Source organism: Mycobacterium sp. (assembly GCF_019247635.1).
In the GTDB taxonomy this organism is placed as follows: domain Bacteria; phylum Actinomycetota; class Actinomycetes; order Mycobacteriales; family Mycobacteriaceae; genus Mycobacterium.
This window is the reverse complement of record NZ_JAFBAR010000089.1, coordinates 41174-67183: the sequence shown is the minus strand read 5'-3', so window position 1 is coordinate 67183 and position 26010 is coordinate 41174. Positions and strand designations below refer to the sequence as shown.

Below are 26010 nucleotides of genomic sequence, written 5' to 3'. Positions count from 1 at the left end.
CATCGACTCGGCGCGACGAGTGGTCATGTGGTGGCCACTGGGCCAGGACGCCTACTAGCTGGACGACTACGTCGAATTACTCGAACAACTGACGACGGACTGAGGCTCGGTGGCTCACACATCGGACGAGTAGCGGATCCCACCGTCGGGAATAACGACCCCCGGCCACACCCGCGCGCCGCGCAGCAATTCGCAGCGCGCGCCGATGTCGGCGCCGTCGCCGATCACCCCGTCGCGGATCAGCGCACGCGGACCGATGCGGACGCCGAAGCCGATGATGGAGCGTTCGATCACGCTGCCGGCCTCGACCTTGACGCCGTCGAAAATGACCGCGCCGTCCAGCCGAACACCCGCGCCGATCTCGGCGCCCCGACCGACCACGGTCCCGCCGATCAGCACCGCACCCGGCGACACGGCCGCGCCGTCGTGCACCAACTGCTCGCCGCGGTGGCCGCGCAATGCCGGTGACGGGGCGATGCCGCGCACGAGATCCGCCGATCCGCGAACGAAGTCCTCCGGGGTGCCCATGTCCCGCCAGTAGGTGGCGTCCACGTAGCCGCAGACCCTGACGTCGGGGTCGGACAGCAGCGACGGGAACACCTCGCGTTCGACCGAGACCTCGCGGCCGCGCGGTATCCGATCGATGATCTTGCGTGCGAAGACGTAGCAGCCGGCGTTGATCTGGTCGGTCGGCGGATCCTGCGTCTTCTCGAGAAAGGCGACGACGTGGTCCCCCTCGTCGGTGGGCACGCAGCCGAACGCCCTCGGGTCGCCCACGCGCACCAGGTGCAGGGTCACGTCGGCCTGCCGGCTGCCGTGGAACTCCAGCAGCTGACCCAGGTCGGCGCCGGAGAGCACGTCGCCGTTGAACACCATCGCGGTCTCGTGCCGCAGCTTCTCGGCGACGTTGGCGATGCCGCCGCCGGTGCCCAGTGGACTGTCCTCGGTCACGTAGTCGATCTGCAGCCCGAGTTTGGACCCGTCGCCGAACTCCGCCTCGAACACCTCGGCCCGATACGACGTGCTCAAGATCACGTGCTCGATGCCGGCCGCGCCGATCCGCGACAGCAGATGGGTAAGGAACGGCAGCCCGGCCGTCGGCAGCATCGGTTTGGGCGCGGACAGGGTCAGTGGTCGCAGCCTGGTGCCCTTGCCACCGACCAGGACCACCGCGTCGACTTGCGAAGTTGCCAACTCACTGCCGCCCTTCTGCCAGCATCCGCTTTCGCGAACTGCGCACCATCAGCCGGGAACGCACCGCCAGCGAACCCCGCAAAGTCCAGCGCAGCGGCGCCCGCCACATACCAGAATGCCGGTCGGCGAGAAATATATAGGTGCTTTCGTGATGAGCGGCCAAATGACTGGCCGGATCCCGTCCGGTCGAGTGGCCCTTGTGGTGCAGGACTTCGGCCGACGGCACATAGACACTCAGCCAGCCGGCCCGGCCCAGCCGGTCGCCGAGGTCGACGTCCTCCATATACATGAAGTAGCGCTCGTCGAACCCGCCCACCTGGTCAAAGGCCGACCGGCGCACCAGCAGGCACGACCCCGACAGCCAGCCCACCGGCCGCTCGCTGGGCTCGAGCCGCTCCTGGCGATACGCCGACGTCCACGGGTTGCGCTTCCAAAACGGCCCGAGCACCGCGTGCATGCCGCCGCGCACCAGGCTGGGCAGATGGCGCGCCGACGGGTACACCGAGCCGTCGGGGTCGCGGATCAGCGGACCCAGCGCACCCGCGCGAGGCCACCGGGCCGCCGCGCCCAGCAGCGCGTCGATGCTGCCCGGCCCCCATTGGACGTCCGGATTGGCCACGATCACCCATTCGTCGACGAAGGGCTCACCGGAAGCCTCGAGCCCGGCGACCGCGCGGTTCACCGCGGTCCCGTAGCCGAGGTTGGATCCGGTGTCGAACAGCCGCACGTTGGGGTAGCGCTCGATTGCGGCCTGCGGTGTTCCGTCGGTGGAGCCGTTGTCGGCCAGCACGACACTGACCGGCCGCTCGGTGGCCAGCGACAACGACGCCAGGAACCGCTCCAGATGCGGGCCTGGCGAATAGGTCACCGCTACCACCGGCAGGACGTCAGCCACGCGTCGAGGGTATCGGTCGATCGTGGGGAACCCCGCCCTGTGTGGCTAGCGCCACGGCAAGCGCACTGCGCCAGGGCCGCAGCGGGGTCAGGCCCGCCGCGGCCGACTCCCGGCCCGACAGCGCGGAGTAGCTCGGGCGCGGCGCCGGCCGCGGAAACCGGGCGGTGCTGACCGGACGAACCCGCTCCGGGTCGGCGCCACACTCTTCGAACACCGCGCGGGCCTGCTCGAACCGGGAGGCGACCCCCGAATTGGCGGCATGCAGGATGGGTCCGGGTATGTCGGCGTCGACCACCTGCAGCAGCGCGGCGGCCAGGTCGGCGACATAGGTCGGCGAGCCGGTCTGGTCGTCCACCACATCGATCGGCCCGGCACCGGCGGCCAAGCGGCGCATGACCGCGACGAAGTCCTTGCCGGTCCCGCCGGTGTACACCCAGGCGGTCCGTACTACTACGGCGCCCGGGGCACCCGGGGCCCGCGGGCCCCCCGGCAGCGCCGCCAGCACGGCCCGTTCGCCGGCCAACTTGCTTTTCGCGTACACCCCCTGCGGAGCGGGTTGGTCGCTGGGCTCGTACGGTCTGGGCTCGCTCCCGCCGAAGTCGCCGTTGAACACGTAATCGGTGGAGACGTGGATCAGGCGGGCACCGGCGCGCGCGCACGCACGGGCGAGGAATTCCGGTCCGGTCGCGTTGACGGCGTACGCGGCTGCCTCGTCGGTTTCGGCGCCGTCGACGTCGGTGTAGGCCGCGCAGTTGACCACGACATCCGCTTCCCGCACGATCCGCTCGGCGGCACCGGCGTCGGTGATGTCCCACTCCGCCGACGTGAACGCGACGACATCACCGGCATCGCTGCGCAGCCGGGCCCGCGCCGCCAAGCAACCGCCCAACTGCCCCCCGGCGCCGGTGATCACTAGCCTCCCTGACCTCGCCGACATGCGTTCGAGTCTGGCACGCCGGGTCTGGCTACCCGGAAAGCGGCTGTGACACAAGTAGCCTACAGTGATGCTTGTGCAACGTGTGGTTCGTGCGCTTGCCACTGCACTGACGCTCGCGGTCGTTATCGGCACCGGAGTCGCGTGGAGCAACGTCCGGTCCTTTGAGGACGGCATCTTCCACATGTCGTCGGCCTCGCTGGGGCAGGGCGGCGACGACGGCGCGATCGACATCCTGCTGGTCGGCCTCGACAGCCGCACCGACGCCCACGGAAACCCCTTGACCCCTCAGGAACTGGCGACGCTGCGGGCCGGTGATGACGAATCCACCAACACCGACACCATCATCCTGATCCGCATCCCGAACAACGGTAAGTCGGCCACCGCGATCTCGATCCCGCGGGACTCCTACGTCATGGCCCCCGGCCTGGGCAAGACCAAGATCAACGGGGTCTACGGCGAGACCAGGGAAAGGAAGCGGACCAGCCTGGTGCAGGCCGGCGTGTCCGCCGCCGACGCGCTGGCGCAGGGTACCCAGGCCGGCCGCGACGCCCTGATCAAGACGGTCGCCGAACTCACCGGGGTCACCGTCGACCATTACGCCGAGATCGGCCTGCTCGGCTTCGCGCTGATCGCCGACGCGCTCGGCGGCGTCGACGTCTGCCTCAAAGACGCGGTGTTCGAACCGATGTCGGGCGCCGACTTCCCGGCCGGCCGGCAGCGGCTCAACGGCCCCCAGGCGCTGAGTTTCGTGCGCCAGCGCCACGACCTGCCGCGCGGCGACTTGGACCGGGTGGTGCGCCAGCAGGCGGTGATGGCCTCGCTGGCCCACCGCGTCATCTCCGACCAGACGTTGTCCAGTCCCAGCACCCTGCAGCGGGTCGAGCAGGCCGTGCAGCGCTCGGTGGTGATCTCCTCGGGCTGGGACGTCATGGATTTCGTGCAACAGCTGTCAAAGCTGGCCGGCGGCAACGTCGCCTTCGCCACCATCCCGGTGCTCGACGGGGCGGGCTGGAGCGACGACGGCATGCAGAGCGTGGTGCGGGTTGACCCACATCAGGTGCAGGACTGGGTCGCCGGCCTGCTGCAGGGCCAATCGCAGGGCAAGACCGAGGAGATCGCCTACACGCACGCCAAGACCACCGCCACCGTAATCAACGACACCGACATCAACGGTTTGGCCGCGGCGGTCTCCGAGGTGTTGAACGCCAAGGGATTCAAGCTTGGCTCGGTAGGAAACAACGACAGCGGCCACGTCAAGGGCAGCCAGGTGCGGGCCGCCAAAGCCGACGACCTGGGCGCCCAGGAAGTCGCCAAGGAGCTGGGTGGTTTGCCGGTCGTCGCCGACGCCTCCATACCGCCCGGATCGGTCCGGGTGGTGCTGGCCACCGATTACACGGGTCCGGGCTCGGGCCTTTCGGGTGGCGGCGCCGTCACCCCGGCCCTCGCCAGCGTCGGCGGATCTCAGGACCCCAACGTCCCCGCGCCGTCACCGATCCTGACCGCCGGCTCCGATAAGCCCGAGTGCATCAACTGAGCACGCTGACGGGCACCATCCTCGATCCGATGTTGCGTGCCGACCCGGTCGGACCGCGCATCACCTACTACGACGACGCGAGCGGCGAGCGCATCGAACTGTCCGCGGTGACGTTGGCCAACTGGGCCGCCAAGACCGGCAACCTATTGCGCGACGAGCTGGGTGCCGGCCCGAACAGCCGGATCGCGATCCTGCTGCCCGCGCACTGGCAGACCGCGGCGGTGTTGTTCGGGGTGTGGTGGATCGGCGCCGAGGCCGTGCTGGACGGCCCTGCCGATCTCGCCCTGTGCACTGAGGACCGACTGGACGACGCCGACGCGGCGGTGGCCGGCGGCTCTGGACTTGGAGAGGTCGCGGTGCTGTCGCTGGACCCGTTCGGCCGACCGGCAGCCGACCTGCCGATCGGCGTCACCGACTACGCGACCGCGGTCCGAGTGCACGGCGACCAGATCGTCCCCGAACGCCGTCCCGGTCCGGCGCTGGCCGGCCGCTCGGTCGAGGAGGTCCTGGCCGAATGCGAAACATCTGCAGCGACAAGGGATTTGACGTCCAACGACCGGGTGCTGTCCAGCGCTTCGTGGGCCGGACCCGACGAACTCGTGGACGGGCTACTGGCCATCATGGCCGTCGGCGCATCGCTGGTGCAGGTCGCCAACCCCGATCCGGCGTTGCGGCCACGCCGGATCGAGACGGAAAAGGTCACCCGGGTCCTTTAGCGGGGTGGTGGCAATCGGTCGCCGCCGATGTCAGTCGGTGCTAGGGACCGCCTTTTCCGCCGTTGCCGCCAGTGGCGGTGCCGGTGCCGAAGAAAACGGCGCCGGTGCCACCGCCACCGCCACCGCCACCGCCACCGCTGGCGCCGGAACCGGCGACGCCGCTGCCCACGGCGGTCAAGGCCTGCACGAACTGGGATCTTGGCGACCGGTGACGCTCGGGGGGCAGCTGGCGCCCGCAATTTCTAGCCCCGCTCCCCGACAATCCATATTGATATCGCAATATTTCGATGTTAACGTCGTCGCAGCTACGGGACGACAGGGAGGACCAGCGATGGCGGTGTACGGGCTCTTGGCAAAGGCGACAACCACGGTGATCACCGGCCTGGCCGGGGTGACCGCCTACGAGGTGCTGAAGAAGGCGGTGGCCAAGGCGCCGCTGCACGAAACCGCAGTGAGGTCCGCCGAGCTGGGGCTGCGCGGAACCCGCAAGGCCGAGGAGGCCGCCGAGTCGGCCCGGCTCAAACTTGCCGACGTGATGGCCGAGGCGCGCGAACGCGTGGGCGAAGAAGCGCCGACGCCTGCCGTCGGGGCACCGCAGGACCACGATCACTAGATCCGCGATGACCCTCGCGACAACCGGTGGCCTGCAGGTTGTTTCGGACGCGGCCGGACGCATGCGCGTCAAGGTGGACTGGGTCCGTGCCGATCCGCGGCGCGCCGTGGCCGTCGAGGAGGCCGTACAGGCCCTAGCACAACACGATGGCGTGCGTGTCGTGCACGCCTACCCGCGAACCGGGTCCGTCGTCGTCTGGTACTCCCCCAGGCGGTGCGACCGCACGCTAGTACTCAAAGCGATCAGCGAGGCCGCGCACGTCGCCGCAGAACTGATTCCCGCCCGTGCCCCGCACTCGTCCGAGATACGCAACACCGATGTGCTGCGCATGGTAATCGGCGGTGCGGCCCTGGCCCTGCTCGGCGTGCGCCGCTACGTGTTCGCACGGCCGCCGCTGCTCGCGCCGAGCGGACGCCTGGTGGCCACCGGCGTCACCGTCTTCACCGGCTATCCGTTCCTGCGCGGCGCCCTACGCTCGCTGCGCTCGGGCAAAGCCGGCACCGACGCACTGGTATCGGCGGCCACCATGGCCAGCCTGATCCTGCGCGAGAACGTCGTCGCACTCACCGTGCTGTGGTTGCTCAACATCGGCGAGTACCTGCAGGACCTGACGCTCCGGCGGACCCGGCGGGCCATCTCCGAGCTGCTCCGCGGCAGCCAGGACACGGCGTGGATTCGCGTGGCAGAGGGCGAGATTCAGGTGCCGATCGACACCGTGCAGATCGGCGACGAGGTGGTGGTGCACGACCACGTCGCGATACCGGTCGACGGCCAAGTGGTCGAGGGCGAGGCGGTCGTCAACCAATCGGCGATCACCGGGGAGAACCTGCCGGTCAGTGTCACCGTCGGGACCGGGGTGCACGCGGGATCGGTGGTGGTGCGCGGACGCCTGGTGGTGCGCGCCCGGGCCGTCGGCAACCAGACCACCATTGGGCGCATCATCACCAGAGTCGAAGAAGCACAACATGATCGGGCGCCCATCCAGACGGTAGGCGAGAACTTCTCCCGCCGCTTCGTGCCCACGTCGTTCATTGTCTCCGCCATCACCCTGCTGATCACCGGAGACGTCCGGCGCGCCATGACCATGCTGCTGATCGCCTGCCCGTGCGCGGTGGGCCTGTCCACCCCGACCGCCATCAGCGCAGCGATCGGCAACGGCGCACGCCGCGGCATCCTGATCAAGGGGGGGTCACACCTCGAACAGGCAGGCCGTGTCGACGCGATTGTCTTCGACAAGACCGGCACGTTGACCGTCGGGCGCCCGGTGGTCACGAATATCGTTGCCATGCACTCCGATTGGCAGCCGGAGCAGGTGCTGGCGTATGCGGCCAGTTCGGAGATCCACTCCCGGCATCCGCTGGCCGAGGCGGTGATCCGCTCGACCGAGGAACGCCACATCAGCATCCCGCCGCACGAGGAGTGTGAGGTCCTGGTCGGCCTGGGCATGCGGACCTGGGCCGACGGCCGCACCCTGCTGTTGGGCAGTCCCGGTCTGCTGCGCGCCGAAAAAGTGAAGGTGTCCAGGAAGGCGTCGGACTGGGTCAACAAGCTGCGCCGCCAGGCCGAAACACCGCTGCTGCTCGCGGTGGACGGCACGCTGGTCGGCCTGATCAGCCTGCGCGACGAGGTGCGACCCGAGGCGGCCGAGGTGCTGGAGAAGCTGCGGGCCAACGGAATTCGGCGGACCGTCATGCTCACCGGCGACCATCCCGACATAGCCGAGGTGGTCGCCGGCGAGCTGGGCATCGACGAGTGGCGCGCCGAGGTGATGCCGGAGGACAAGCTCGAGGTGGTCCGCAGGCTGCAGGGCGACGGCTACGTGGTCGGCATGGTCGGCGACGGTGTCAACGACGCCCCCGCGCTCGCGGCCGCCGACATCGGGATCGCCATGGGCCTGGCCGGGACCGACGTCGCCGTCGAGACCGCCGATGTGGCGCTGGCCAACGACGACCTCAACCGCCTGCTCGACGTGGGAGACCTGGGTGCCCGCGCGGTCGATGTGATCCGGCAGAACTACGGCATGTCGATTGCCGTCAACGCCGCGGGTCTACTGATCGGCGCCGGCGGAGCGCTGTCGCCGGTACTGGCCGCGATCCTGCACAACGCGTCGTCGGTGGCGGTGGTGGCCAACAGCTCCCGGCTGATCCGCTACCGCCTGGACTGAGGCGCGACGGGGCGTCGAGTGGGGCACCCAATTCGCGCCTCACTCAATGCCATAACCAATCCATAAGTTCTCACAGCTTCCGTAATGGATCATCATAGAATGCGTCGGTAGCGTCAGGTGACAGATCGCTTGCTAAAACGGTGGTTCTGGATTTCATGTCTCGATGTTGGTGCCGGTTATCCGATTTGAAGCGATCCGTATTACCGGTCGCATTTTTGAAAAAGATTCTGCGAGAAGGAGAAACCGATGCTCACATTGCGAAAACACAACGTCGAGGATTACGCGACGCTGCGAAACATGGATACTACCGACGTCGCCGTGCTAGATGAGACCGATCGCGACTGCCTCGACGAGTTGGGCCAATACCTCGTCTCGGCCGGTGCGTGGCGGCGCTTCGCGATCTGGTTGCTGCACAAGCATTTCGAGCTGACCACCCGCGAAATCCTCATAGAATTCACGGTTGCCGCGCCACGGGGTACCCTAACTGCGCCCGTAAAGTGTTACCTTACAAAGGGTTTGAGCGTGACCGCGATGCGTTTCGAAACCGAATCCGAATCCGAATCCGAATTCGGGCGCGGCACCGGCGTCATCGGCATGGAATTCGCCAACTCGGCCGACTTCGGCTCCGCCGCACCGGTCAATTCTGCTGACGAGGCCATCCTGACCGGCATCGCCGACCGGCTGCGGGCCCACGGAAAAACCGAGCGATTCGGTGTGCGGCTGATCCGTAATCCGCTCGGCCTGCTGGAAAGTGAAGTGCTCGTCGAAACGTGCGACATGACCCGTCGCACCTTGCAGTGCGGTGTCTTTGACCGTGACCGCGTGCACATGGGCGATACAGTCGAGACAAGTTGGCAATGGAAACCAAGCCCGCACAAGAACGGATCCCGAGTTAAGCAATACTGCTTGTCCCAATGCGCACAGGATTCCAACGGCGCACATTTCACTATGGGTCATACGATCTACCCGGATAGCTGATCTGCCGCGGCCAAGCTCAGCAGCCGCACTCCTCGCCACGCCAGGCCCGAATACCCTGCCAGACAGCGACACCCGCGATAGCAAGCCCGATCGCGGGGTCCACCCACCAGGCACCGTGCCAGACGGCGGTAAGAGCGAGCCCGATCAGCACCGCACACGCCTGGCCCGCGCACAGATAGTTCTGGGTTCCCTCGCCCTTGGTCGCGTGCGAGTCCAACCGGGCACCGAGGCGATGCTTGACGCGACCCAGGATCGGCATCAGCACGGCGCCGCCCCCCGTCAGCGCGATGCCGATCACCGACGTCTCGGCATGGTGCTCGCGGGCCAGGTAACGAATCGACTCGGCGGCGATGTAAGGGGCGGTCAACCAAAACGACAGCGCCACACCGCGTTGCGCGCGCTCCTCGGCGGTATGCGACATCGTGCGCGAGCCACTGAACCGCCACACCACCATCGCGCTGGCCAGCGACTCGGCCGCGCCGCCGAGCGCCCAACCCGTCAACGCGACCGATCCGACCGCGATGCCCTCCCAGAGCCCGATCACTCCCTCGGAGAGCACCACGGCCAGGCTGAGCCACGCCAGCCGCAGGGCCCAGCGCGCGTCGCGTCGCCATTGGGCGTCGTGCAGAGTCGCAAAGCAGCAGGCGTCGGCAACGAGCGCCGGGGTCCCGACGGCAGAGGTCGTCTCCATCCGGCCGATGCTAGGTGCGGACCCGGCCCCGCACCGGCTGGCCGGTCCCGGTGCCGACGGTTTGTCACCGAAATGTGTCGTTACTCTGTCTAAGCAAAGCCCAAGTCCGATTCAGCAGCCTCACGAAGAGAGGGAGCACGGTATGGCGCGCACCGACAACGACACCTGGGACCTGGCGACCAGCGTGGGAGCCACCGCGACCATGGTTGCCGCGGGTCGGGCCAGGGCCACCCGGGACGGGTTGATCGACGACCCGTTCGCTGAGCCGCTGGTGCGGGCCGTCGGCGTCGACTTCTTCACCCGGTGGGCCGCCGGCGAACTCGAGTCGGCCGACGTCGACGACCCCGACGCCACGTGGGGCATGCAGCGCATGACCGACCTGCTGGCCGCGCGCACCCGCTACATCGACGCGTTTTTCGCCGACGCCGCCGCCGCGGGCATCCGCCAGGCCGTGATCCTGGCCTCGGGCCTGGACGCCCGCGCCTACCGGCTGCCCTGGGCGCCGGGCATGACGGTGTTCGAGATCGACCAGCCGCAGGTCATCGATTTCAAGACAGCCACGGTGAGTGCTCTGGGTGCCAAGCCCACAGCCGACGTGCGGGCGGTCCCGATCGACCTGCGCCACGACTGGCCCGCGGCGCTGCAACAGGCCGGGTTCGACACGCGGCGTCCCGCCGCATGGGCCGCCGAGGGTCTGCTCGGCTTCCTGCCGCCAGACGCCCAGGACCGGCTGCTGGACATCGTCACCGCGCTCAGCGCCGACGGCAGCCGAGTGGTGGCCGAAATCTTTCTCGATTCCTCGGTCAACCAGCAGGCTTTGAACGGCGCCGCGCAGCGGTGGCAGGAGCGCGGTCTAGACGCCGAGCTGGACAACCTCGGCTTCCCCGGCGACCGTAACGACGTGGCGACCTACCTGGAAGACCACGGCTGGCGTCCGGTGCGCACCCCGATGAACGAGTTGTTGGCCGCCAACGGACTACCGCTGCAGCCGACCGGCGAGAACGCGGCGTTTGCCCGCAATTACTACTGCACCGCGGTGCTGCGCAAAGACTAGGGAAGGCCCTCCTCATGCCGAACACGCCAACCAAGCCTCTTGACGGTTTCCGCGTGCTGGACTTCACCCAGAACGTGGCCGGGCCGCTGGCCGGCCAAGTGCTGGCCGACCTGGGCGCCGAGGTGATCAAGATCGAGGCGCCCGGTGGTGAGCAGGCCCGGCGGCTCACCTCGGTCCTGCCCGGGCGGCCCCCGCTGGCGACCTACTTCCTACCCAACAACCGCGGCAAGAAGTCGGTGACGGTGGACCTGACCACCGAGGAGGCCAAACAGCAGATCCTGCGCCTGGCCGACACCGCCGATGTCGTGCTGGAAGGGTTTCGGCCCGGGGTGATGGAGCGAATGGGCCTGGGTCCCGACGAGTTACGGGCCCGCAACCCCCGGCTGATCTACGCCCGCCTGAGCGCCTTCGGCGGCAACGGCCCCCACGGCACCCGGCCCGGCGTGGACCTGATGGTCGCCGCCGAGTCCGGCATGAGCACCGGAATGCCCACGCCGAGCGGCAAACCGCAGATCATCCCGTTCCAGCTCGTCGACAACGCCAGCGGTCACGTCCTGGCGCAGGCGGTGCTGGCCGCGCTGCTCAATCGGGAGCGACACGGGGTCGGCGACCTGGTGCGGGTCGCGATGTACGACGTCGCGGTCGGCCTACAGGCCAACCAGCTGACCATTCACCTGAATAAGTCCGGCGACCAGCCCAGGCCCGAGGCAACGCCGAACACGAAGAAACGCAAGGGAGTTGGCTTTGCCACTCAGCCGTCGGACGCGTTCAAGGCCGCCGACGGTTACGTCGTCATCAGCGCCTACGTGCCCAGGCATTGGACGAAGTTGTGTCAGCTCATCGGCCGGCCCGATCTGATCGACGACGAGCGGTTCGCCGAGCAGCGCTCGCGGGCGATCAACTACCCCGAGCTGACCGACGAACTGGAGGCGGCACTGGCGGCCAAGACCGCCGCCGAATGGGTGGAGCTGCTCCAAGGGGGCGGCCTGATGGCCTGCCTCGCCTACAGCTGGAAGCAGGTCGTCGAGACCCCGATTTTCGCCGAGAACGAGCTCGCCCTTCAGGTGGGCAGCGGCGACCACACCATCACCGTGATCCGCACGCCGGCACGCTATTCCAGCTTCGACGCCGTCGTGACCGATCCGCCGCCGGCCGCCGGTGAGCACAACGACGTGTTCCTTGCCGAGTGTGTTTCCGAGCCCGAAACGGCTTCGTGACGGGGTATACCCCGGTGAGTTCTTAACCGCCCTGCGGCAGGCGGACCACCTGCAGGAAGAACTCGTCGATCTGGCGCACCGCGCTCATGAACTGGTCGAGGTCGACCGGCTTGGTGACGTAAGCATTGGCGTGCAGTTTGTACATGCGCAGAATGTCCTCCTCCGCCGACGAGGTGGTGAGCACCACCACCGGGATGCGGCACAGGTCGGGATCGGACTTGATCTTCTGCAACAGCTGGCGGCCGTCGTATTTGGGCAGGTTCAAATCGAGCAGGATGAGATCGGGCCGCGGCGCGTCGTGGTAGGCGCCGCGCCGGTAGAGGTAGTTCAGGCCCTCTTCGCCGTCGTGGGCGACGTGCAGCCGGTTCTTTAACTTGTTGTGGTCGAACGCTTCCCGAGTGATGAGCTCGTCCCCGGGATCGTCTTCGACAAGCAGGATGTCGATGGCCCTACCCTCCGTTATCATTCGCTGCTCCTTCCAGAATGGCCAGGGGTTCCCTGACGGGTTCGCTGTTCAAGATGGTGGGAAAGGTGAATTCGAAGCGGGTTCCGTCGGTGTAAGACCTGTCGATCCAAATGGTGCCACCGTGGTGTTCGACGATTTTCTTACACAACGCCAGGCCTAGTCCGGTTCCGCTGTAGACGTCGCGGCCGTGCAGTCGTTGAAAGATCACAAAGACCTTGTCTGCGAACTCCGCTGGGACGCCAATGCCGTTGTCCGAAACGCTCAGCAGCCATTGGCCGTCGCGCTCACCGGCCCCCGGCTTACAGTCGATGACGATCCGCGGCGGGCGATCGGCGCTGCGAAACTTCACCGCATTTCCGATCAGGTTCTGCCACAACATGATCAGCTGACCGGGGTCACCGATGACCACAGGGAGCTGCTGTTGTGGCAGGACGATCTCGGCGCCGGATTCCTCGATCGCCGTGGAGAGGTTGGCCAGGGCGACGTCCAGCGCCGTGTCCAGGACCACCTCCGTCCGCTCGGCCTCCAGCCGGCCCACGCGGGAGAAGGCGAGGAGGTCGTTGATGAGCATCTGCATGCGTTTGGCTCCGTCGACGGCGAAGGCGATGTATTCGCGGGCGCGCTCGTCGAGCCGGTCGCCGTAACGCTTCTCCAGCAGTTGGCAGAACGAGGCAACCTTTCGCAACGGTTCCTGCAAATCGTGCGACGCGACATAGGCGAACTGTTCGAGTTCGGCGTTGGATCGGCGCAATTCGACCGCCTGATCGTCCAGGAGGGCTCGCGCCGCCCGCGTCGCCTCGAGCTCTGTCACGATTCGCTGCCGCATGTTCTCGACGTCGATCGCAATGGCGCGGATGTCCTTGGGCCTGCGGGGCCGCGGGATGGGTTCCTCGAAATCGCCCTGGGTGACCCGTCGGCAACCCGCGGCCAGCGCGGCGAGCGGACGGGTCACCGCACGTCGAGTCAGCACTCCCAGCAGTGCGGCGGTCACGAAGAACACCAACACCATTGCGCCCAGCACCCTGTCGCGCCAGTGGTTCATGCGCTCGAGCCGGCTGGCGCTATCCGCCCTGGCCGCGGCCAGGTTGGTGTTCTGTCGATCGAAAAGCGCACGCAAATGGTCGAATTCGGCTTTGCCGCGCACGGCCGTGGGAGCGTCCAAGGTTTTCCCGACGGTTGGTGTGACGCTCGCCATGACCGGCTCCGCGTAGTCCTCGCGCCAGGTGGTCCCGGTGGCCTCGATCGCGTCCAGGTCCGCGATGAGGTCCGCGCGGCCACCGAGCCGTTGCCGGATGTCTTCGGCCGCCGCGTGTTCGGCGCGCTGTCCGTCGTAATAGGGGGCAAGGAACTGTCGATCGCCGGCGATCAGGTAGCCACGGATGCCCGTTTCCTGGTCGCGCAGCGCCGCCTGCAATTCGCACGCCGATACCCGCGCCGGCGAGAGGCTGGTGTTCAACTGGCCCGACACATCGTCGGCATGGGTCAGCAACACGGCGCCCGCCACCGCGCCCGCAAGCACCGTCACACCCATGACGCTCAGCACCAGGGCTTGCCATCCCTGCACGGTGAGCTGCGCGCGCCGCAGCGGGCTGAACAGGACACTCACCGGGCGGTCCGTTCCACCCGCAGCACTGCGATGTCGTCGGTGAGGCCGCCGTGCGCCTGAGCGCGCCGCTGGGCGCCGTTGATGAGCGCGTCCACGAACGCTGGACCGGGCAGGGCCGCGTTCGCGCGGGCCAGTTCCAGCAAACCGTCCTCGCCCAGACGTTGGTTGCCCTGCCCCGAATATCCCTCGAAGAGTCCGTCGGTGAGCAACAGCAACCCGTGCCCCGCCGGCAACTCCACGTCCTGCTCGGGCCAGTCGGCGGACCGCAGGCCCAGCGCCGGACCGGCGGGCGTCTCGATCCAGTCCACCGAGCCACCGCCCTGCAGCAACATTCCGGGATGACCCGCGCGAATCGCGTTGACACGGGTGCTGTCGGGAAGGATCCGCAAGCCGAGCACCGTCGCGAAGATTCCACTGCCGGTGCGCTCGGCGTGCAGGACACGCTCGAGGTGCCGCATGAGATCGACCCCGGTGACGGCCGCCAGGGTGAGGGTGCGCCAAGCGATCCGCAAAGCCGCACCGAGGGCCGCCTCGTCGGGTCCGTGTCCCGCGACGTCGCCGATCAAAACATGGACGACTCGGTCTGGCGTCTGCACGACATCGTAGAAATCGCCGCACAGCAACGCGTCCTCGCGGCTCGGGCGATAGCGGGCGACGATGTCCACACCCGGCTCGTCGAGCAGCAGCGGGGAGGGCAGCAGCCCGCGTTCCAGCAGCGCGTTCTCCCTGGCGCGCAGCTGGCTTGCGTGCAGGTCCGCGGCGATCAGCTCGGCCCGCTTGCGCTCGATCGCGTACAGCAGCGCGCGCCGCAGCATGTCTGGTTCGACCCGGCCCTTGACCAGATAGTCCTGCGCACCCGCCGCGACCGCGGAAGCGCCGAAGTACTCGTCGTTCAGACCGGTCAGCACGACGATCGGAACGGTGGCGTCGTGTTTGGCGATGCGGTCCAGAGCGTCCATCCCATTGGCGTCGGGCAGGTGCAGATCCAGTAGCACGCAATCGGGTCGAGCGGACGCCAGCTCACGCTCCGCGTGCGCCATCGTCTTCGCCCACACCACTTCGATGTCGGCGACGGCGTCGGAGATCAGTTCTTCGACGAGCACCGCATCGGCACGGTCGTCCTCGACCAGCAGCAGGGACATGGACTGCCAATGCGCCGCCGGAGCTACAGGACCACGCACTAGCACCCCCTCAGGGCCGCGGTTGGATTTCTGCTGATGGCGTCGGCGGGCGACCGGGCGGCCGGACGTCGACCTAAGGCCCGACAGGTGGGCTTCTTCCACCTCCGAACGGCTGTCAGTAGCGTGACCGTCGCACGCGTGGATCCTATGCGGTAGCGCTGGTCTTTTCGTTGAGTTTTGAAACTACAGCCAACCCACAGCTACTCAGCGCAACAGGGCCCGCGACATCACGACGCGCTGAATCTGGTTGGTGCCTTCGTAAATCTGGGTGATCTTGGCATCGCGCATCATCCGTTCGACGGGAAAGTCGACGGTGTAGCCGGCGCCACCGAACAACTGCACGGCGTCGGTGGTGACCTCCATGGCCACATCCGAAGCCAGGCATTTCGAGGCCGCGGAGATGAACCCCAGATGGCTCTCGCCGCGCTCGGCGCGTGCCGCGGCGCTGTAGACCATCAGCCGGGCCGACTCCACCTTCATCGCCATGTCGGCGATCATGAATTGCACCGCCTGGAAGCTGCTGATCGAGTTGCCGAACTGCTTACGGTCCTTGGTGTAGGCGATCGCCGCGTCCAGTGCACCCTGGGCGATCCCGACGGCCTGCGCTCCGATGGTCGGGCGGGTGTGGTCCAGCGTGGCCAGCGCCGTTTTGAACCCGGTGCCCGGCTCCCCGATGATCCGGTCACCGGGCACCCGACAGTTTTCGAAATACAGCTCGGTGGTGGGTGAGCCCTTGATGCCCAGCTTGCGTTCCTTGGGGCCGACGACGAATCCCTCGTCGTCCTTGTGCACCATGAACGCCGAAATGCCATTGGCGCCGTTGTCGGGGTCGGTCACCGCCATCACCGTGTACCAGCTCGACTTGCCGCCGTTGGTGATCCAGCATTTCGCGCCGTTGAGGATCCAGTCGTCGCCGTCGGCCTTGGCCCGCGTCCGCATCGATCCCGCGTCCGAACCGGCCTCGCGCTCGCTCAAGGCATAGGAGGCCATCGCGCTGCCATCGGCGATCGACGGCAGAACCTGCTTCTTCAGCTCGTCGGAGCCGCGCAGGATCAGGCCCATGGTGCCCAGCTTGTTGACCGCGGGGATCAACGAGGCGGAGGTGTCGACGCGGGCGACCTCTTCGATGACGATGCAGGCGGCCACCGAGTCCGCACCCTGGCCGCCGTACTCCTCGGGCACGTGTACCGCGTTGAAACCCGAGGCGTTCAGCGCATCCAACGCCTCCTGCGGGAACCGCGCATTCTCATCGACGTCCGCGGCGTGCGGCGCGATCTCCTTTTCAGCCAGCGCCCGGATCGCGGCGCGCAGCTCCTGGTGTTCCTCCGGCAACTGGAACAAATCGAACGATGGGTTTCCGGCCCAACCAGCCATCTTTCGGCCTCCTTGCTACTCGCCGGTAACCTTACCGCGCCGCTCCTGCAGCGCCGCATCCTTCATCCGCACAGTCTCGGCCAGCTCGTCCTGGAAAGCGATTATGCGGGAGCGCAGTTGCGGATCCGAGGAGCCCAGAATGCGCACGGCCAGCAGGCCGGCGTTGCGGGCACCGCCGATGGACACCGTGGCCACCGGGACACCGGCGGGCATCTGCACGATCGACAGCAGCGAGTCGAGGCCGTCGAGCCGCGCCAGGGGTACCGGCACGCCGATCACCGGCAGCGGTGTCGCCGCGGCGACCATGCCGGGCAGGTGCGCGGCCCCGCCGGCGCCGGCGATGATCACCTCGATGCCGCGCTCGGCCGCGCCGCGCGCGTAGTCGAACATCACGTCCGGCGTGCGGTGCGCCGAGACCACCCGGACCTCGGTGGGGATGTCGAACTCATCCAGCGCCTTCGCGGCATCGGCCATCACCGACCAGTCGCTGTCGCTGCCCATGATGACCCCGACCCGGGGGGTTTCAGGGGTCATATGCGCCCGCTCCTTTTGCTCGCATCGTCGCCTGCATGCGGATCCCATCCGTCACTCCACTGCCCGTGCGACAACCAGTGTGCGGCCCGCTCGGCCCGCTCACGCAGGCTGGCGACGCCGGACATGTCGTCCCCGAGGAAGTTGATGTGCCCAATCTTGCGGCCCGGGCGCTCGGCCTTGCCGTAGAGGTGCACCCGGGCGTCGGGCATCCGCGCGAACAGATGGTGCAACCGCTCGTCGAGCGTCGACCCCGGCAGTTCGGGGGCGCCCAGGACGTTGGCCATCACCGTCACCGGCACGATAGCGGCGGTATCCCCGAGCGGATAGTCCAGTACTGCCCGCAGGTGCTGCTCGAACTGGCTGGTGCGCGCGCCGTCCATGGTCCAGTGTCCGGAGTTGTGCGGACGCATCGCGAGCTCGTTCACGAGCAGCTCACCGTCGGAGGTCTCGAACAGCTCGACCGCGAGAACCCCGACCACGTCGAGTTCGGCGGCCAACCGTAGCGCCAGCTCCTGCGCCGCGGCGCCGTGCTCCTCGGGCAGCGCGGGCGCCGGCGCGATCACTTGCACGCAGATCCCGTCACGCTGCACCGTCTCCACGACCGGCCATGCCGCGCCCTGGCCGAACGGCGAGCGCGCCACCAGCGCGGACAATTCGCGCCGCAGGTCCACTTTCTCCTCGACCAGCACCGGCACGCCCGAGCGCAGGTAGTCGTGGGCGATGGCGCGGGCCTGGGCCAGCTCGCCCGCGATTTGCACGCCCCGACCGTCGTAACCGCCGCGCGCCGCCTTGACCACGATCGGCCCGTCCAGTCTGGCCGCGAAGGCGTCGACCTCGCTTAACTCTTGCAAGGTCTCGATCGCCGCGTAGCGCGGCACCGCGGCGCCGAGCGCCGCCAAGCGCCGCCGCATCACCAGCTTGTCCTGGGCGTGCACCAGCGCGTGCGGCGGCGGTGCCACCTTCACGCCTTCGGCGACCAACTTCTCCAGCAGCTCGGTCGGAACGTGCTCGTGGTCGAAAGTCAGCACGTCGGCGCCGTTCGCGACGCGGCGCAGGTCGTCGAGATCGGCATGGGAACCGACGATCACGTCGTGCGCCACCTGCGCGGCAGGGTCGTCCGGGGCCGCGGCCAACACCCGCAGACTCTGCCCCAGCGCGATCGCGGCCTGATGTGTCATCCGGGCCAGTTGACCGCCGCCGACCATCGCAACCACCGGGCTCCGGGTACTCGACACGGCCATCATGTTGTCATGACACTCACCGGCGTGTTGACCGGCCATGACGCCCAATCGTTACGTAAGATTTTGCGCCGATTCTGCGTACGTCCGTAGACTGCGGTGTTGTGTCCTTTGCCGATGCCACGATCGCGCGCCTCCCCGGGGTGTTTCAGCCCTATGCGGAACGCCACCACGAACTGATCAAATTCGCCATCGTCGGCGGTACGACGTTCGTCATCGACACGGCAATTTTTTACACGCTCAAGCTGACAATTCTGGAGTCCAAACCGGTGACGGCCAAGGTCATCGCGGGAATTGTCGCGGTCATCGCCTCCTACATCCTGAACCGGGAGTGGAGCTTCCGCGACCGCGGCGGCCGTGAGCGACACCACGAGGCGCTGCTGTTTTTCGCGTTCAGCGGCGTCGGCGTGCTGCTGAGCATGGCTCCGCTGTGGTTCTCCAGCTACGTACTGCAGCTGCGGGTGCCCACGGTGTCGCTGACCATGGAAAACATCGCCGACTTCGTCTCGGCCTACATCGTCGGAAACCTGCTGCAGATGGGATTCCGCTTCTGGGCGTTCCGGCGCTGGGTGTTCCCCGACCAGTTCGCCCGCAACCCCGACAAGGCGCTGGAGTCGGCCCTGACCGCCGGCGGCATCGCCGAGGTCTTCGAGGACGCCATAGGGGGCGGCCTGGAAGAAAGCAACGTCACCCTTTTGCGCTCCTGGCGCAACCGGGCGAGCCGGTTTTCTCAGCTGGGCAATGCCCCTGAGGCCCCTGGGGCCCCGGAGTCCTCTGCGCCCCAGGTGTCGAAAACCTCGTGATATAGCAGCGCGTGCACCTCGCGCAGACGCGGAATGTCGTAAAACTCGAGCGGATCCTGTGATGCGGACTCGATGATCAACGTGCCCGTGCGAAACATCCTCTCCAACAACCGGTCCCGGAATTCCACGCTGTTGATGCGGGCCAACGGGATGTCGATGCCGCTGCGGGTCAGGACCCCGTGCCGATACATCACCCGCCGGTTGGTGACGACAAAGTGCGTGGTCACCCAGCTCAGAAACGGCCAGAGGGTCTGCCAGCCGACGATCACCAGCCATATTCCCCAGACGACACCGTAGATAATGTTCTTGGCGAGCTGTTGCCAGTGCGTCGAGTTGACGAACCCCGATCCGAACGCGGCCAATGCGGTCACCAAGACCAGCACCAGGACAGGCAGGATCAGACATTTCCAGTGCGGATGACGGTGCAGCACGACCTGTTCACCGGCGGCCAGGGCATTGTCCGGATAGCTCATGTTCGCGACCTCAGCCCCGACCGAGATGGTTTGTTGCCGCGAGCAGCCCCCTCGCGACGGGGTCGTTCCGCGCCAACTCACCGGTCTTGCTCACCGTCAGCTTGGCGGCGGGGCGCCGCAATCGATAGCGCAGCCGGTCGAATTCGCGAAACGGACCGAGGACGCGCGGCTCGTGCAGCGGCCAGACCCCACAACGGGCGGCGGCCGAGCCTGTCGCGTCGAGAATGCCGTTGACCGCGCGCCGGGCCGCCTCGTTGGCAGCCTCCATTGTCGCCAGATCGGTATGGGTTCGAACGAAATCGGCGGCGAGAAACAAGTTGGGAATGTGCGTCACCGCGTCCGGCCGGTTGGCCCAAGAGCCAGCGGTGTTGATCAGCAGCGGCTCGAGGTTGGTCGTCGCGGTGGTATTTGGAAACTCGATGTCGGGGTCGAGGAACCAGCTGTCGACGTTGTTGAAATCCAGCGTGGCGCTACCCAGATGGTCGACCATCTGTCCCCAGACTTCCTCGCAGATCTCGTCCATGGTGCACGCGTGAGCCACCTTTCCGGTGCGACGACCGGGGCGGTCCCATTCCGAGATGGCGACCGACAAAATCCCGGCGACGTCGCCGTCGCCGCGTTGCTTGAGATCGATGCCGGCCCAGAACTGCGCCTGCGAGATTGCGGTCAGCGACCACTCAGAGTCGATGAAGATGGCGTGGCCGCGCTGCAGGGGGACATCCCGCTTGAGGTAGAACATGGCCCCATTCATCCATCGCGTGACCAATGCCGACAGCGCTGCCAGCCGCGGCTCCGCCGAGCGGAGCGCCGGCGAGATCAGCAGGCGCAACCGCTCCACCGGCAGCGCGGCCACGTAATGGTCGGCCGTCACACGCTCCGTGCTGTTGCCATCCTGCAACGTCACACCCGTGACGCGATGGCCGTCGCAGTCGATCCCGGCGACCTCCCAACCGGAACGCAACGCAACGCCAGTGGTGCGCAGGTGCTCGACCCACGGGTCAATCCACACCTCACTGGTGGGGCCGTCCAGCACCCGGTCGACCCGCCCGCCGCGTCGCATCAGGCTTAGCAGCAGTTGACAAAGGATCAGTCCGCCGGTGCGTGCCGATATCTCGCGCGCCCGCGCCGCGACCAGCGAACGGCTCAGCCCGTCGGCAAGGAACTTCTGAAACGCCGGCGACCGCTGCTCTGCGCCGCTGTATTCCCACCAACTTATTTGCTCCCACTCGTCATAACGGCGCTTGTCACACGAGGTGAGCAACGTCAGCAACAGCTCCACAAACACCGACAACTCGGCGGGCTTGAGACCCAAACGAGTGCCGAATTCCCACACGAACCGCGTTGCGACCTCGACATCGTTCAACGAGGAGGGCAACTCGGCGGGCGCGACGAGCTCCGGTTCACCGTCGTCTTGTGCCAGCAACACCCGGGTCGCTGCGACAAAGTGGTCCGCGACGCTCCGGTTGTCGGCCGGGTTGCCGTCCGGGATGTGCGCCATAGTGTCCGGCAAGTGACGGTAGAAGCCGGGGAAGAAGCGGAAGCCGTGCTCGCCGGGCAATGCCGCAGACCCGGCTCCGGTTTTCGGCACGGGTATCGAGCGGGCCTTCCCGCCGAACACGTCGCGCCACTCGTAGACGGTCACGTCGAACCCGCGCGTAGCCAGCTCGTGGGCGGCGCTGAGACCCGCGACTCCACCGCCCAGGACGGCGACAGTTGTCACGGCTGTCAACATACGTCGCGGGTGCGGTTCTCCGCCATGGAGACGCTGGTTTTGCGCCTGCTAAGCACCCTATTGTTGGGCTGACGGGATCGCCGTAGCCGGAAATGGATGGTGCTGTCGTGACGACCGTATTGGCATGCATGACATGCGGCACCGAATTGCGGCCGAGCGAGAAGTTCTGCCATGAGTGCGGGTCACCGACCGAGATAGCGGGCACACCGGCGGAGTACAAGCAGGTCACTGTGCTGTTTGCCGACGTTGTTCACTCGATGCAGATCGCGGCGGCGGTCGGCGCGGAGCGGTTACGGGAAATCATGACCCAGCTGGTCACTCGCTCGGCGGCGGTGGTGCACCGCTACGGCGGCACAGTGGACAAATTCACCGGAGACGGCATCATGGCCGTTTTCGGGGCGCCGGCCGCGCTCGAGGATCACGCTCTGCGCGCGTGTTTGGCCGCACTGGGTGTTCAGGGTGAAGCCAAGCGCCTGGCCGCTGACGTCGAACGCCGCGACGGGGTGAACCTGCGGCTGCGGGTGGGCCTCAATTCCGGTCAGGTGATTGCCGGTGAAATCGGTTCGGGCGCTTTGGGTTACACCACCATCGGCGAGCAGGTGGGAATTGCCCAGCGGATGGAGTCCGTCGCTCCGCCCGGCGCGGTGATGCTCAGCGCATCCACCGCGCGGCTGGTCGAGGATGCGGCTGTGCTCGATAACCCTGAACTGGTCCGTATCAAAGGTGCCGACCAACCGGTCTGTGCCCAGCAGCTGTTGAGCGTGTCGGAACGGCGTCGCGCCGGGCGCGCCGAGTCGATTCTGGTAGGCCGGCGCCCCGAAATGGCCACCGTCGAAGGCCTGCTGGAGCGTGCCGTCGAGGGCCACGGCGCGGTGGTCGGCGTGCGGGGAGCGGCGGGCATCGGCAAGAGTCGTCTGGTGCGCGAGGTCGCCGCGATGGCGGCCGTCCGGGGTGTCCGCGTGTGTTCTGCCTTCTGTGAGTCGCATACCAGCGACGTTGCCTTCGTGGCCGTAGCGCGGCTGCTACGGGCGGCCAGCGGTGTGGGTGAGCTGGACGGCCCGGCGGCCCGCGCCCAGGTACGGACCCGCGCTCGCGACGCCGAGGCCGAAGACTTGCTGCTCTTCGACGACCTGCTGGGCATCGCCGATCCCGACGTGAACCTCCCCAGGATCCAGCCGGATGCGCGGCGCCGGCGATTGACCGCGCTGGTCAACGCCGCGTTGCTGGCCCGCGATGCCCCCGCGGTCTATGTCGTCGAGGACGCACACTGGATCGACGAGGTGAGCGAATCCATGCTCGCGGATTTTCTCGGGGTGATCTCGCAGACGCCGTCACTGGTACTGATCACCTACCGGCCCGAATATCGGGGGGCGCTGAGCACGCTTCCGGGCGCTCAGACCATAGCCCTGGCGCCGCTGAGTGATTCGGATACCGCAGCATTGGTGGCCGAGCTACTTGGGCCGGAACCTTCAGTGGGCGGATTGACAACCGTGATCACCGAGCGAGCCGCCGGTAATCCGTTTTTTGCCGAGGAGATGGTGCATGACCTGGCCGAGCGCGGTGTACTGCGGGGGAACCGCGGCGCCTACATGTCGCCGGCCGACGTCGCAGAGGTCGGCGTGCCCGCCACCCTGCAGGCGACCATCGCCGCGCGCATCGACCGCCTCAACCCGGCGGCCAAGCGGACCTTGAGTGCGGCGGCAGTGGTCGGCTCGCGGTTCGGCCGGGACCTGCTCGAGACATTGGGGATTACTCCCGTTCTTGCCGAGCTGGTCGAGGGCGAACTTATCGATCAGATGGAATTCACCCCGCAACCCGAGTACGTATTCCACCATCCGCTGATTCGCAAGGTGGCCCATGATTCACAGCTCAAATCCGATCGCGCCGAGCTGCACCGGCGGGTCGCGACCGCAATCCAATCGCGTGACCCGGCGGCAGGAGAACAAAACGCGGCGCTGATCGCCGAGCATCTGGAGGCCGCCGGTGATCTGCACGCCGCCTACGGCTGGCACATGCGCGCCGCGGCGTGGGCCACCCACCGCGACTTCATCGCGGCGCGACTGAGCTGGGAGCGTGCCCAAACGATCGCCGACGCACTACCGGCGGACGACGACAACCGAGACGCCATGCGCATCGCTCCGCGCACGATGTTGTGTGGGACGGCTTGGCGAACTTTTGTGAGCGTCGCCGGCGACCGCTTCGATGAATTGCGGCAGTTGTGCGCGGCCGCCGGCGACAAGACCTCACTGGCTATCGCGATGGCGGGATTGGTGATGGATCACAACTATCGCGGCCGGATGCGCGAAGCCACACAGCTGGCGTCGGAAGCCTGGGCGCTCATCGAGTCGATCGGCGATCCCACCTTGACGGTGGGGCTGTCCATGTCCCCCATCCTCGCCAGGGGCCAAAGCGGCGAATATTCCGACGCCCTGCGGTGGTCGCAGAGGGTCATCGAGCTGGCCGACGATGATCCGGCCAAAGGCAACTTCATTATCGGGTCCCCCCTTGCGCTTGCCCTGACGTCGCGGGCCATCGCCCGGTATTGCCTGGGCCGTCGCGGATGGCGAGAGGACCTAGAGCGCGGCCTCACCATGGCCCGCAACGCCGATCCCCCGATGTACATGATGGTGATCGCCTACGCCTACTGCGTGGGAATACCGCTTGGAGTCGTGCGGCCAGAAGATTCCGTGGTGCGCGAGATCGAGGACGCCGTGCACATTGCCGAACGATCCGGCCACGATAACGCGGTGTCGGCGGCCCGGCTGACCCTAGGCGTTGCGCTGGTGCATCGCCATACGGCTGCCGAGCACGAACGCGGTCAGCAGGTGCTGGCTGAGGTCGGCGAAGAGCTGGTGCGCCGGGGACACAACCTGTCCGATCTACCGACCGTCGAGGTGTACTCGGCGCGGGAGAGGGCTCGGCGCGGAGATCGCGACGACGCCATCGTGGTCATGCGCGCGGCCATCGAGCAACTGGTGCGCGAGGGGCAGCTGCTGTGTTGGGGCGTCTGTGCGACGGGTGTGCTGGTGGAGACGCTGCTGGAACGCGACGCCGACGGTGACGTGGCCGAAGCCGAGGCCGCGATCGGACGGTTAGCGACGGCGCCGACTACAGCGGACTTGGCCGTGCGCGACGTCTTTCTGCTGCGACTACAAGCGCTGCTGGCACGGGCGCGCGGCGATAGCGCGAACTACACCCACCTCCGAGATGGTTACCGGGACATGGCGAAATCGCTTGGCTTCGAAGGCCATATCGCGTGGGCCGAGGCGATGGCGTGAAATCAGCGCAAATGCGGCTCCGCTATCAGGTGCCGGCGCACGAGTTTGCGCCAGCGCCGTTGCCGGTAGCGGTAGATCCCGACCGCGAGCGTGGCAACGAAGCCGGTGGCGATGCCCGCGTCGATGTCGACGGTGTCGCTGTAGCGGCACGAATGCTCGTCGATCGGTTCGACCCGCAACGTGTGGTTCCAGGCCTTCAGGACGCCGCCGTGCTCGTGGGTGCGCACGGTTTTGCTGGTCGGGTCCACCTCGACGACCTCGATGGTGTGCCGATACGCCGGCAACACATGGAAGGCGAACAGCCAACCGGTTCCGCACTCACCCGCGCGCAGCTCCTGTGAGCGTCCCGCCAGCGCGGGGACGCCGAACAGGCCCTTGCACACATAGAGGAACGTGACCGGAGAAAGCATCGCTGGCCACACTCGGTCGGCGGTGGTCGGCAGAATCGTTTCGATGTGGACGGTACGCACCTTAGTTAGGGTACCCTAACTTTCGCTGCCCACCTAGCGCAAATGAATGACGTCGCCGGCCGACACCACCACGGCCCGGCCCGCCGATTCCAGGCACAACCGGCCCTGCTCGTCGATGGCGGTCGCGGTCCCGATCACCTCCCGGTCGCCGGGCAGCAGGGCGCGCACCCGCGATCCGAGGGTCAGGCTGCGGGCCCGGTAGTCGGCCGCCAGTTGGGAATCGCCGCGCCGCCATTGCGCGATCCGGGAGCTCAGCTCATCCAGCAGCGTGCAGACGAGGCTTTGCCGGTCGGGTGCCGCGACGCCGAGATCCAGTAGCGACGTCGCCCCGTCGACACCGTCGGGCGCCTCGGTGACGTTCAACCCCAGCCCGACCACCACCGCCGGGCGGGCGACCTCGGCCAGGATGCCGGCTAGCTTGCGCGGCGAGTCCTGCGGACCGGCGAGCACGTCGTTGGGCCATTTGAGGCCCGCCCGCACTCCGAGGCCGGCCACCGCGTCGACCACCGCGATGCCGGTGGCCAGCGACAGCCAGCCCCAGGAGGCGACGGGGACGTCCACCACGCTGACGCCCACCGACATGCTGAGCTGCGTGCGCGGGGTCGCCGTCCAGGTGCGGCCCTGGCGGCCACGGCCGGCGGTCTGGTGCTCGGCGATCAGCACCCGCCCGGCGATGTCGCTTCCCGACGCCGCCCGCGCCAACAGGTCGGCGTTGGTGGACCCGGTCCGTTCGACGACATCGAGTTGGCGCCACATCCCGGTCAGGCCCGCGCGCAGCACGGCCTCGTCCAGCGGCTGGTCGCGGTCCATGACCGCTCAGCTTAGAGCGCCTGCCCGTGCTGGCCCGGCGCGCCGAAGAGCG

At 67.4% G+C, this 26010-nt stretch carries 24 protein-coding genes; 9 read left to right on the top strand and 15 right to left on the bottom strand.

Features of this window, described 5'->3' with window-relative positions; genetic code table 11:
- Positions 1–114: 114 nt before the first annotated feature.
- Genes JO236_RS14100 through rfbD form a run of 3 tightly spaced genes read right to left on the bottom strand, consistent with a single transcriptional unit; the run spans position 115 to position 3026 of the window.
- Positions 115–1194 (bottom strand): NDP-sugar synthase, encoded by a 1080-nt coding sequence (locus JO236_RS14100; RefSeq protein ID WP_293331094.1) that lies wholly within the window; start codon positions 1192–1194, stop codon positions 115–117.
- A 1-nt stretch (position 1195) separates the two neighbouring features.
- The gene (locus JO236_RS14095; protein ID WP_293331110.1) at positions 1196–2071 is read right to left on the bottom strand and encodes a glycosyltransferase family 2 protein; all 876 of its coding nucleotides are present in this window, start codon (positions 2069–2071) and stop codon (positions 1196–1198) included.
- A gap of 10 nt (positions 2072–2081) precedes the next feature.
- Positions 2082–3026, bottom strand: a complete 945-nt coding sequence (gene rfbD, locus JO236_RS14090; protein WP_293331091.1) for a dTDP-4-dehydrorhamnose reductase — start codon at positions 3024–3026, stop codon at positions 2082–2084.
- 67 nt (positions 3027–3093) lie between these two features.
- Between rfbD and JO236_RS14085 the strand changes: the two genes are divergently transcribed.
- Both JO236_RS14085 and JO236_RS14080 read left to right on the top strand, forming a co-directional pair.
- Complete coding sequence (locus tag JO236_RS14085) at positions 3094–4560, top strand: LCP family protein (RefSeq protein WP_293331088.1); 1467 nt, start codon at positions 3094–3096, stop codon at positions 4558–4560.
- The gene (locus JO236_RS14080; protein ID WP_293331085.1) at positions 4548–5276 is read left to right on the top strand and encodes a TIGR03089 family protein; all 729 of its coding nucleotides are present in this window, start codon (positions 4548–4550) and stop codon (positions 5274–5276) included. The genes JO236_RS14085 and JO236_RS14080 overlap by 13 nt, the downstream gene beginning before the upstream one ends.
- A gap of 40 nt (positions 5277–5316) precedes the next feature.
- On the opposite strand, the gene JO236_RS14075 is transcribed toward JO236_RS14080, so the two are convergent.
- Positions 5317–5463 (bottom strand): hypothetical protein, encoded by a 147-nt coding sequence (locus JO236_RS14075; RefSeq protein ID WP_293331082.1) that lies wholly within the window; start codon positions 5461–5463, stop codon positions 5317–5319.
- 144 nt (positions 5464–5607) lie between these two features.
- On the opposite strand from JO236_RS14075, the gene JO236_RS14070 reads away from it, so the two are divergent.
- The 3 genes from JO236_RS14070 (at position 5608) to JO236_RS14060 (ending at position 9031) form a co-directional block, all read left to right on the top strand.
- Positions 5608–5889 carry a DUF1490 family protein gene (locus JO236_RS14070; protein WP_293331079.1) on the top strand — a complete coding sequence of 94 codons (282 nt, stop codon included), beginning with the start codon at positions 5608–5610 and terminating at the stop codon, positions 5887–5889.
- Positions 5890–5896: 7 nt separating this feature from the next.
- Positions 5897–8053, top strand: a complete 2157-nt coding sequence (gene ctpC, locus JO236_RS14065) for a manganese-exporting P-type ATPase CtpC (protein WP_293331076.1) — start codon at positions 5897–5899, stop codon at positions 8051–8053.
- A 354-nt stretch (positions 8054–8407) separates the two neighbouring features.
- Complete coding sequence (locus tag JO236_RS14060; RefSeq protein ID WP_293331073.1) at positions 8408–9031, top strand: hypothetical protein; 624 nt, start codon at positions 8408–8410, stop codon at positions 9029–9031.
- A 16-nt stretch (positions 9032–9047) separates the two neighbouring features.
- On the opposite strand, the gene JO236_RS14055 is transcribed toward JO236_RS14060, so the two are convergent.
- Positions 9048–9722, bottom strand: a complete 675-nt coding sequence (locus JO236_RS14055; protein ID WP_293331070.1) for a cation transporter — start codon at positions 9720–9722, stop codon at positions 9048–9050.
- Between the two features lie 142 nt (positions 9723–9864).
- Between JO236_RS14055 and JO236_RS14050 the strand changes: the two genes are divergently transcribed.
- Both JO236_RS14050 and JO236_RS14045 read left to right on the top strand, forming a co-directional pair.
- The gene (locus tag JO236_RS14050) at positions 9865–10776 is read left to right on the top strand and encodes a class I SAM-dependent methyltransferase (RefSeq protein ID WP_293331067.1); all 912 of its coding nucleotides are present in this window, start codon (positions 9865–9867) and stop codon (positions 10774–10776) included.
- 14 nt (positions 10777–10790) lie between these two features.
- A complete protein-coding gene (locus JO236_RS14045) occupies positions 10791–11993 on the top strand; it encodes a CoA transferase (protein WP_293331064.1) in 1203 nt (400 codons plus the stop codon).
- A 22-nt stretch (positions 11994–12015) separates the two neighbouring features.
- Here JO236_RS14045 and JO236_RS14040 read toward each other — a convergent pair whose 3' ends face one another.
- The 6 genes from JO236_RS14040 to JO236_RS14015 form a co-directional block, all read right to left on the bottom strand.
- The gene (locus JO236_RS14040; RefSeq protein WP_293331061.1) at positions 12016–12459 is read right to left on the bottom strand and encodes a response regulator; all 444 of its coding nucleotides are present in this window, start codon (positions 12457–12459) and stop codon (positions 12016–12018) included.
- Positions 12443–13990, bottom strand: coding sequence for a sensor histidine kinase (locus tag JO236_RS14035; RefSeq protein WP_293331107.1), 1548 nt, complete (start codon positions 13988–13990; stop codon positions 12443–12445). Before JO236_RS14035 ends, JO236_RS14040 begins: the two co-directional genes overlap by 17 nt.
- 71 nt (positions 13991–14061) lie before the next feature.
- Positions 14062–15207: a PP2C family protein-serine/threonine phosphatase gene (locus tag JO236_RS14030; RefSeq protein ID WP_293331104.1), complete on the bottom strand. Its 1146-nt coding sequence runs from the start codon at positions 15205–15207 to the stop codon at positions 14062–14064.
- Between the two features lie 243 nt (positions 15208–15450).
- Entirely contained in the window at positions 15451–16620 is a 1170-nt protein-coding gene (locus tag JO236_RS14025; protein WP_293331058.1) for an acyl-CoA dehydrogenase, read from the bottom strand.
- A 15-nt stretch (positions 16621–16635) separates the two neighbouring features.
- On the bottom strand, positions 16636–17154 hold the full coding sequence (gene purE / locus JO236_RS14020; protein ID WP_293331055.1) for a 5-(carboxyamino)imidazole ribonucleotide mutase: 519 nt from the start codon (positions 17152–17154) through the stop codon (positions 16636–16638).
- Positions 17151–18398: a 5-(carboxyamino)imidazole ribonucleotide synthase gene (locus tag JO236_RS14015; protein WP_293331102.1), complete on the bottom strand. Its 1248-nt coding sequence runs from the start codon at positions 18396–18398 to the stop codon at positions 17151–17153. The genes purE and JO236_RS14015 overlap by 4 nt, the downstream gene beginning before the upstream one ends.
- 98 nt (positions 18399–18496) lie before the next feature.
- Here JO236_RS14015 and JO236_RS14010 point away from each other — a divergent pair, with 98 nt between their 5' ends.
- On the top strand, positions 18497–19195 hold the full coding sequence (locus JO236_RS14010) for a GtrA family protein (RefSeq protein ID WP_293331052.1): 699 nt from the start codon (positions 18497–18499) through the stop codon (positions 19193–19195).
- On the opposite strand, the gene JO236_RS14005 is transcribed toward JO236_RS14010, so the two are convergent.
- Positions 19123–19668 carry a PH domain-containing protein gene (locus JO236_RS14005; protein ID WP_293331049.1) on the bottom strand — a complete coding sequence of 182 codons (546 nt, stop codon included), beginning with the start codon at positions 19666–19668 and terminating at the stop codon, positions 19123–19125. The two genes, JO236_RS14010 and JO236_RS14005, sit on opposite strands and share 73 nt — an antisense overlap.
- 10 nt (positions 19669–19678) lie before the next feature.
- The gene (locus tag JO236_RS14000) at positions 19679–21388 is read right to left on the bottom strand and encodes a hydroxysqualene dehydroxylase (RefSeq protein WP_293331046.1); all 1710 of its coding nucleotides are present in this window, start codon (positions 21386–21388) and stop codon (positions 19679–19681) included.
- A 119-nt stretch (positions 21389–21507) separates the two neighbouring features.
- Here JO236_RS14000 and JO236_RS13995 point away from each other — a divergent pair, with 119 nt between their 5' ends.
- Positions 21508–24678: an adenylate/guanylate cyclase domain-containing protein gene (locus JO236_RS13995; protein ID WP_293331043.1), complete on the top strand. Its 3171-nt coding sequence runs from the start codon at positions 21508–21510 to the stop codon at positions 24676–24678.
- A gap of 2 nt (positions 24679–24680) precedes the next feature.
- Here the strand turns inward: JO236_RS13995 and JO236_RS13990 are convergent, their stop codons facing one another.
- Positions 24681–25148 carry a hypothetical protein gene (locus JO236_RS13990; protein ID WP_293331040.1) on the bottom strand — a complete coding sequence of 156 codons (468 nt, stop codon included), beginning with the start codon at positions 25146–25148 and terminating at the stop codon, positions 24681–24683.
- Positions 25149–25181: 33 nt separating this feature from the next.
- Positions 25182–25958 carry a biotin--[acetyl-CoA-carboxylase] ligase gene (locus tag JO236_RS13985; RefSeq protein ID WP_293331037.1) on the bottom strand — a complete coding sequence of 259 codons (777 nt, stop codon included), beginning with the start codon at positions 25956–25958 and terminating at the stop codon, positions 25182–25184.
- Between the last annotated feature and the right edge of the window lie 52 nt (positions 25959–26010).

Bases quoted from the DNA above. Each gene is read 5' to 3' on its own strand.
- JO236_RS14050 (WP_293331067.1), top strand. From the start codon at position 9,865: ATGGCGCGCACCGACAACGACACCTGGGACCTGGCGACCAGCGTGGGA.
- JO236_RS14055 (WP_293331070.1), bottom strand. From the start codon at position 9,722: ATGGAGACGACCTCTGCCGTCGGGACCCCGGCGCTCGTTGCCGACGCC.
- JO236_RS14040 (WP_293331061.1), bottom strand. From the start codon at position 12,459: ATGATAACGGAGGGTAGGGCCATCGACATCCTGCTTGTCGAAGACGAT.
- JO236_RS14070 (WP_293331079.1), top strand. From the start codon at position 5,608: ATGGCGGTGTACGGGCTCTTGGCAAAGGCGACAACCACGGTGATCACC.
- JO236_RS14035 (WP_293331107.1), bottom strand. From the start codon at position 13,990: ATGGGTGTGACGGTGCTTGCGGGCGCGGTGGCGGGCGCCGTGTTGCTG.
- rfbD (WP_293331091.1), bottom strand. From the start codon at position 3,026: ATGTCGGCGAGGTCAGGGAGGCTAGTGATCACCGGCGCCGGGGGGCAG.
- purE (WP_293331055.1), bottom strand. From the start codon at position 17,154: ATGACCCCTGAAACCCCCCGGGTCGGGGTCATCATGGGCAGCGACAGC.
- JO236_RS14030 (WP_293331104.1), bottom strand. From the start codon at position 15,207: ATGTCCCTGCTGCTGGTCGAGGACGACCGTGCCGATGCGGTGCTCGTC.
- JO236_RS14015 (WP_293331102.1), bottom strand. From the start codon at position 18,398: ATGATGGCCGTGTCGAGTACCCGGAGCCCGGTGGTTGCGATGGTCGGC.
- JO236_RS14045 (WP_293331064.1), top strand. From the start codon at position 10,791: ATGCCGAACACGCCAACCAAGCCTCTTGACGGTTTCCGCGTGCTGGAC.
- JO236_RS14085 (WP_293331088.1), top strand. From the start codon at position 3,094: ATGCTTGTGCAACGTGTGGTTCGTGCGCTTGCCACTGCACTGACGCTC.
- ctpC (WP_293331076.1), top strand. From the start codon at position 5,897: ATGACCCTCGCGACAACCGGTGGCCTGCAGGTTGTTTCGGACGCGGCC.
- JO236_RS14005 (WP_293331049.1), bottom strand. From the start codon at position 19,668: ATGAGCTATCCGGACAATGCCCTGGCCGCCGGTGAACAGGTCGTGCTG.
- JO236_RS13985 (WP_293331037.1), bottom strand. From the start codon at position 25,958: ATGGACCGCGACCAGCCGCTGGACGAGGCCGTGCTGCGCGCGGGCCTG.
- JO236_RS14025 (WP_293331058.1), bottom strand. From the start codon at position 16,620: ATGGCTGGTTGGGCCGGAAACCCATCGTTCGATTTGTTCCAGTTGCCG.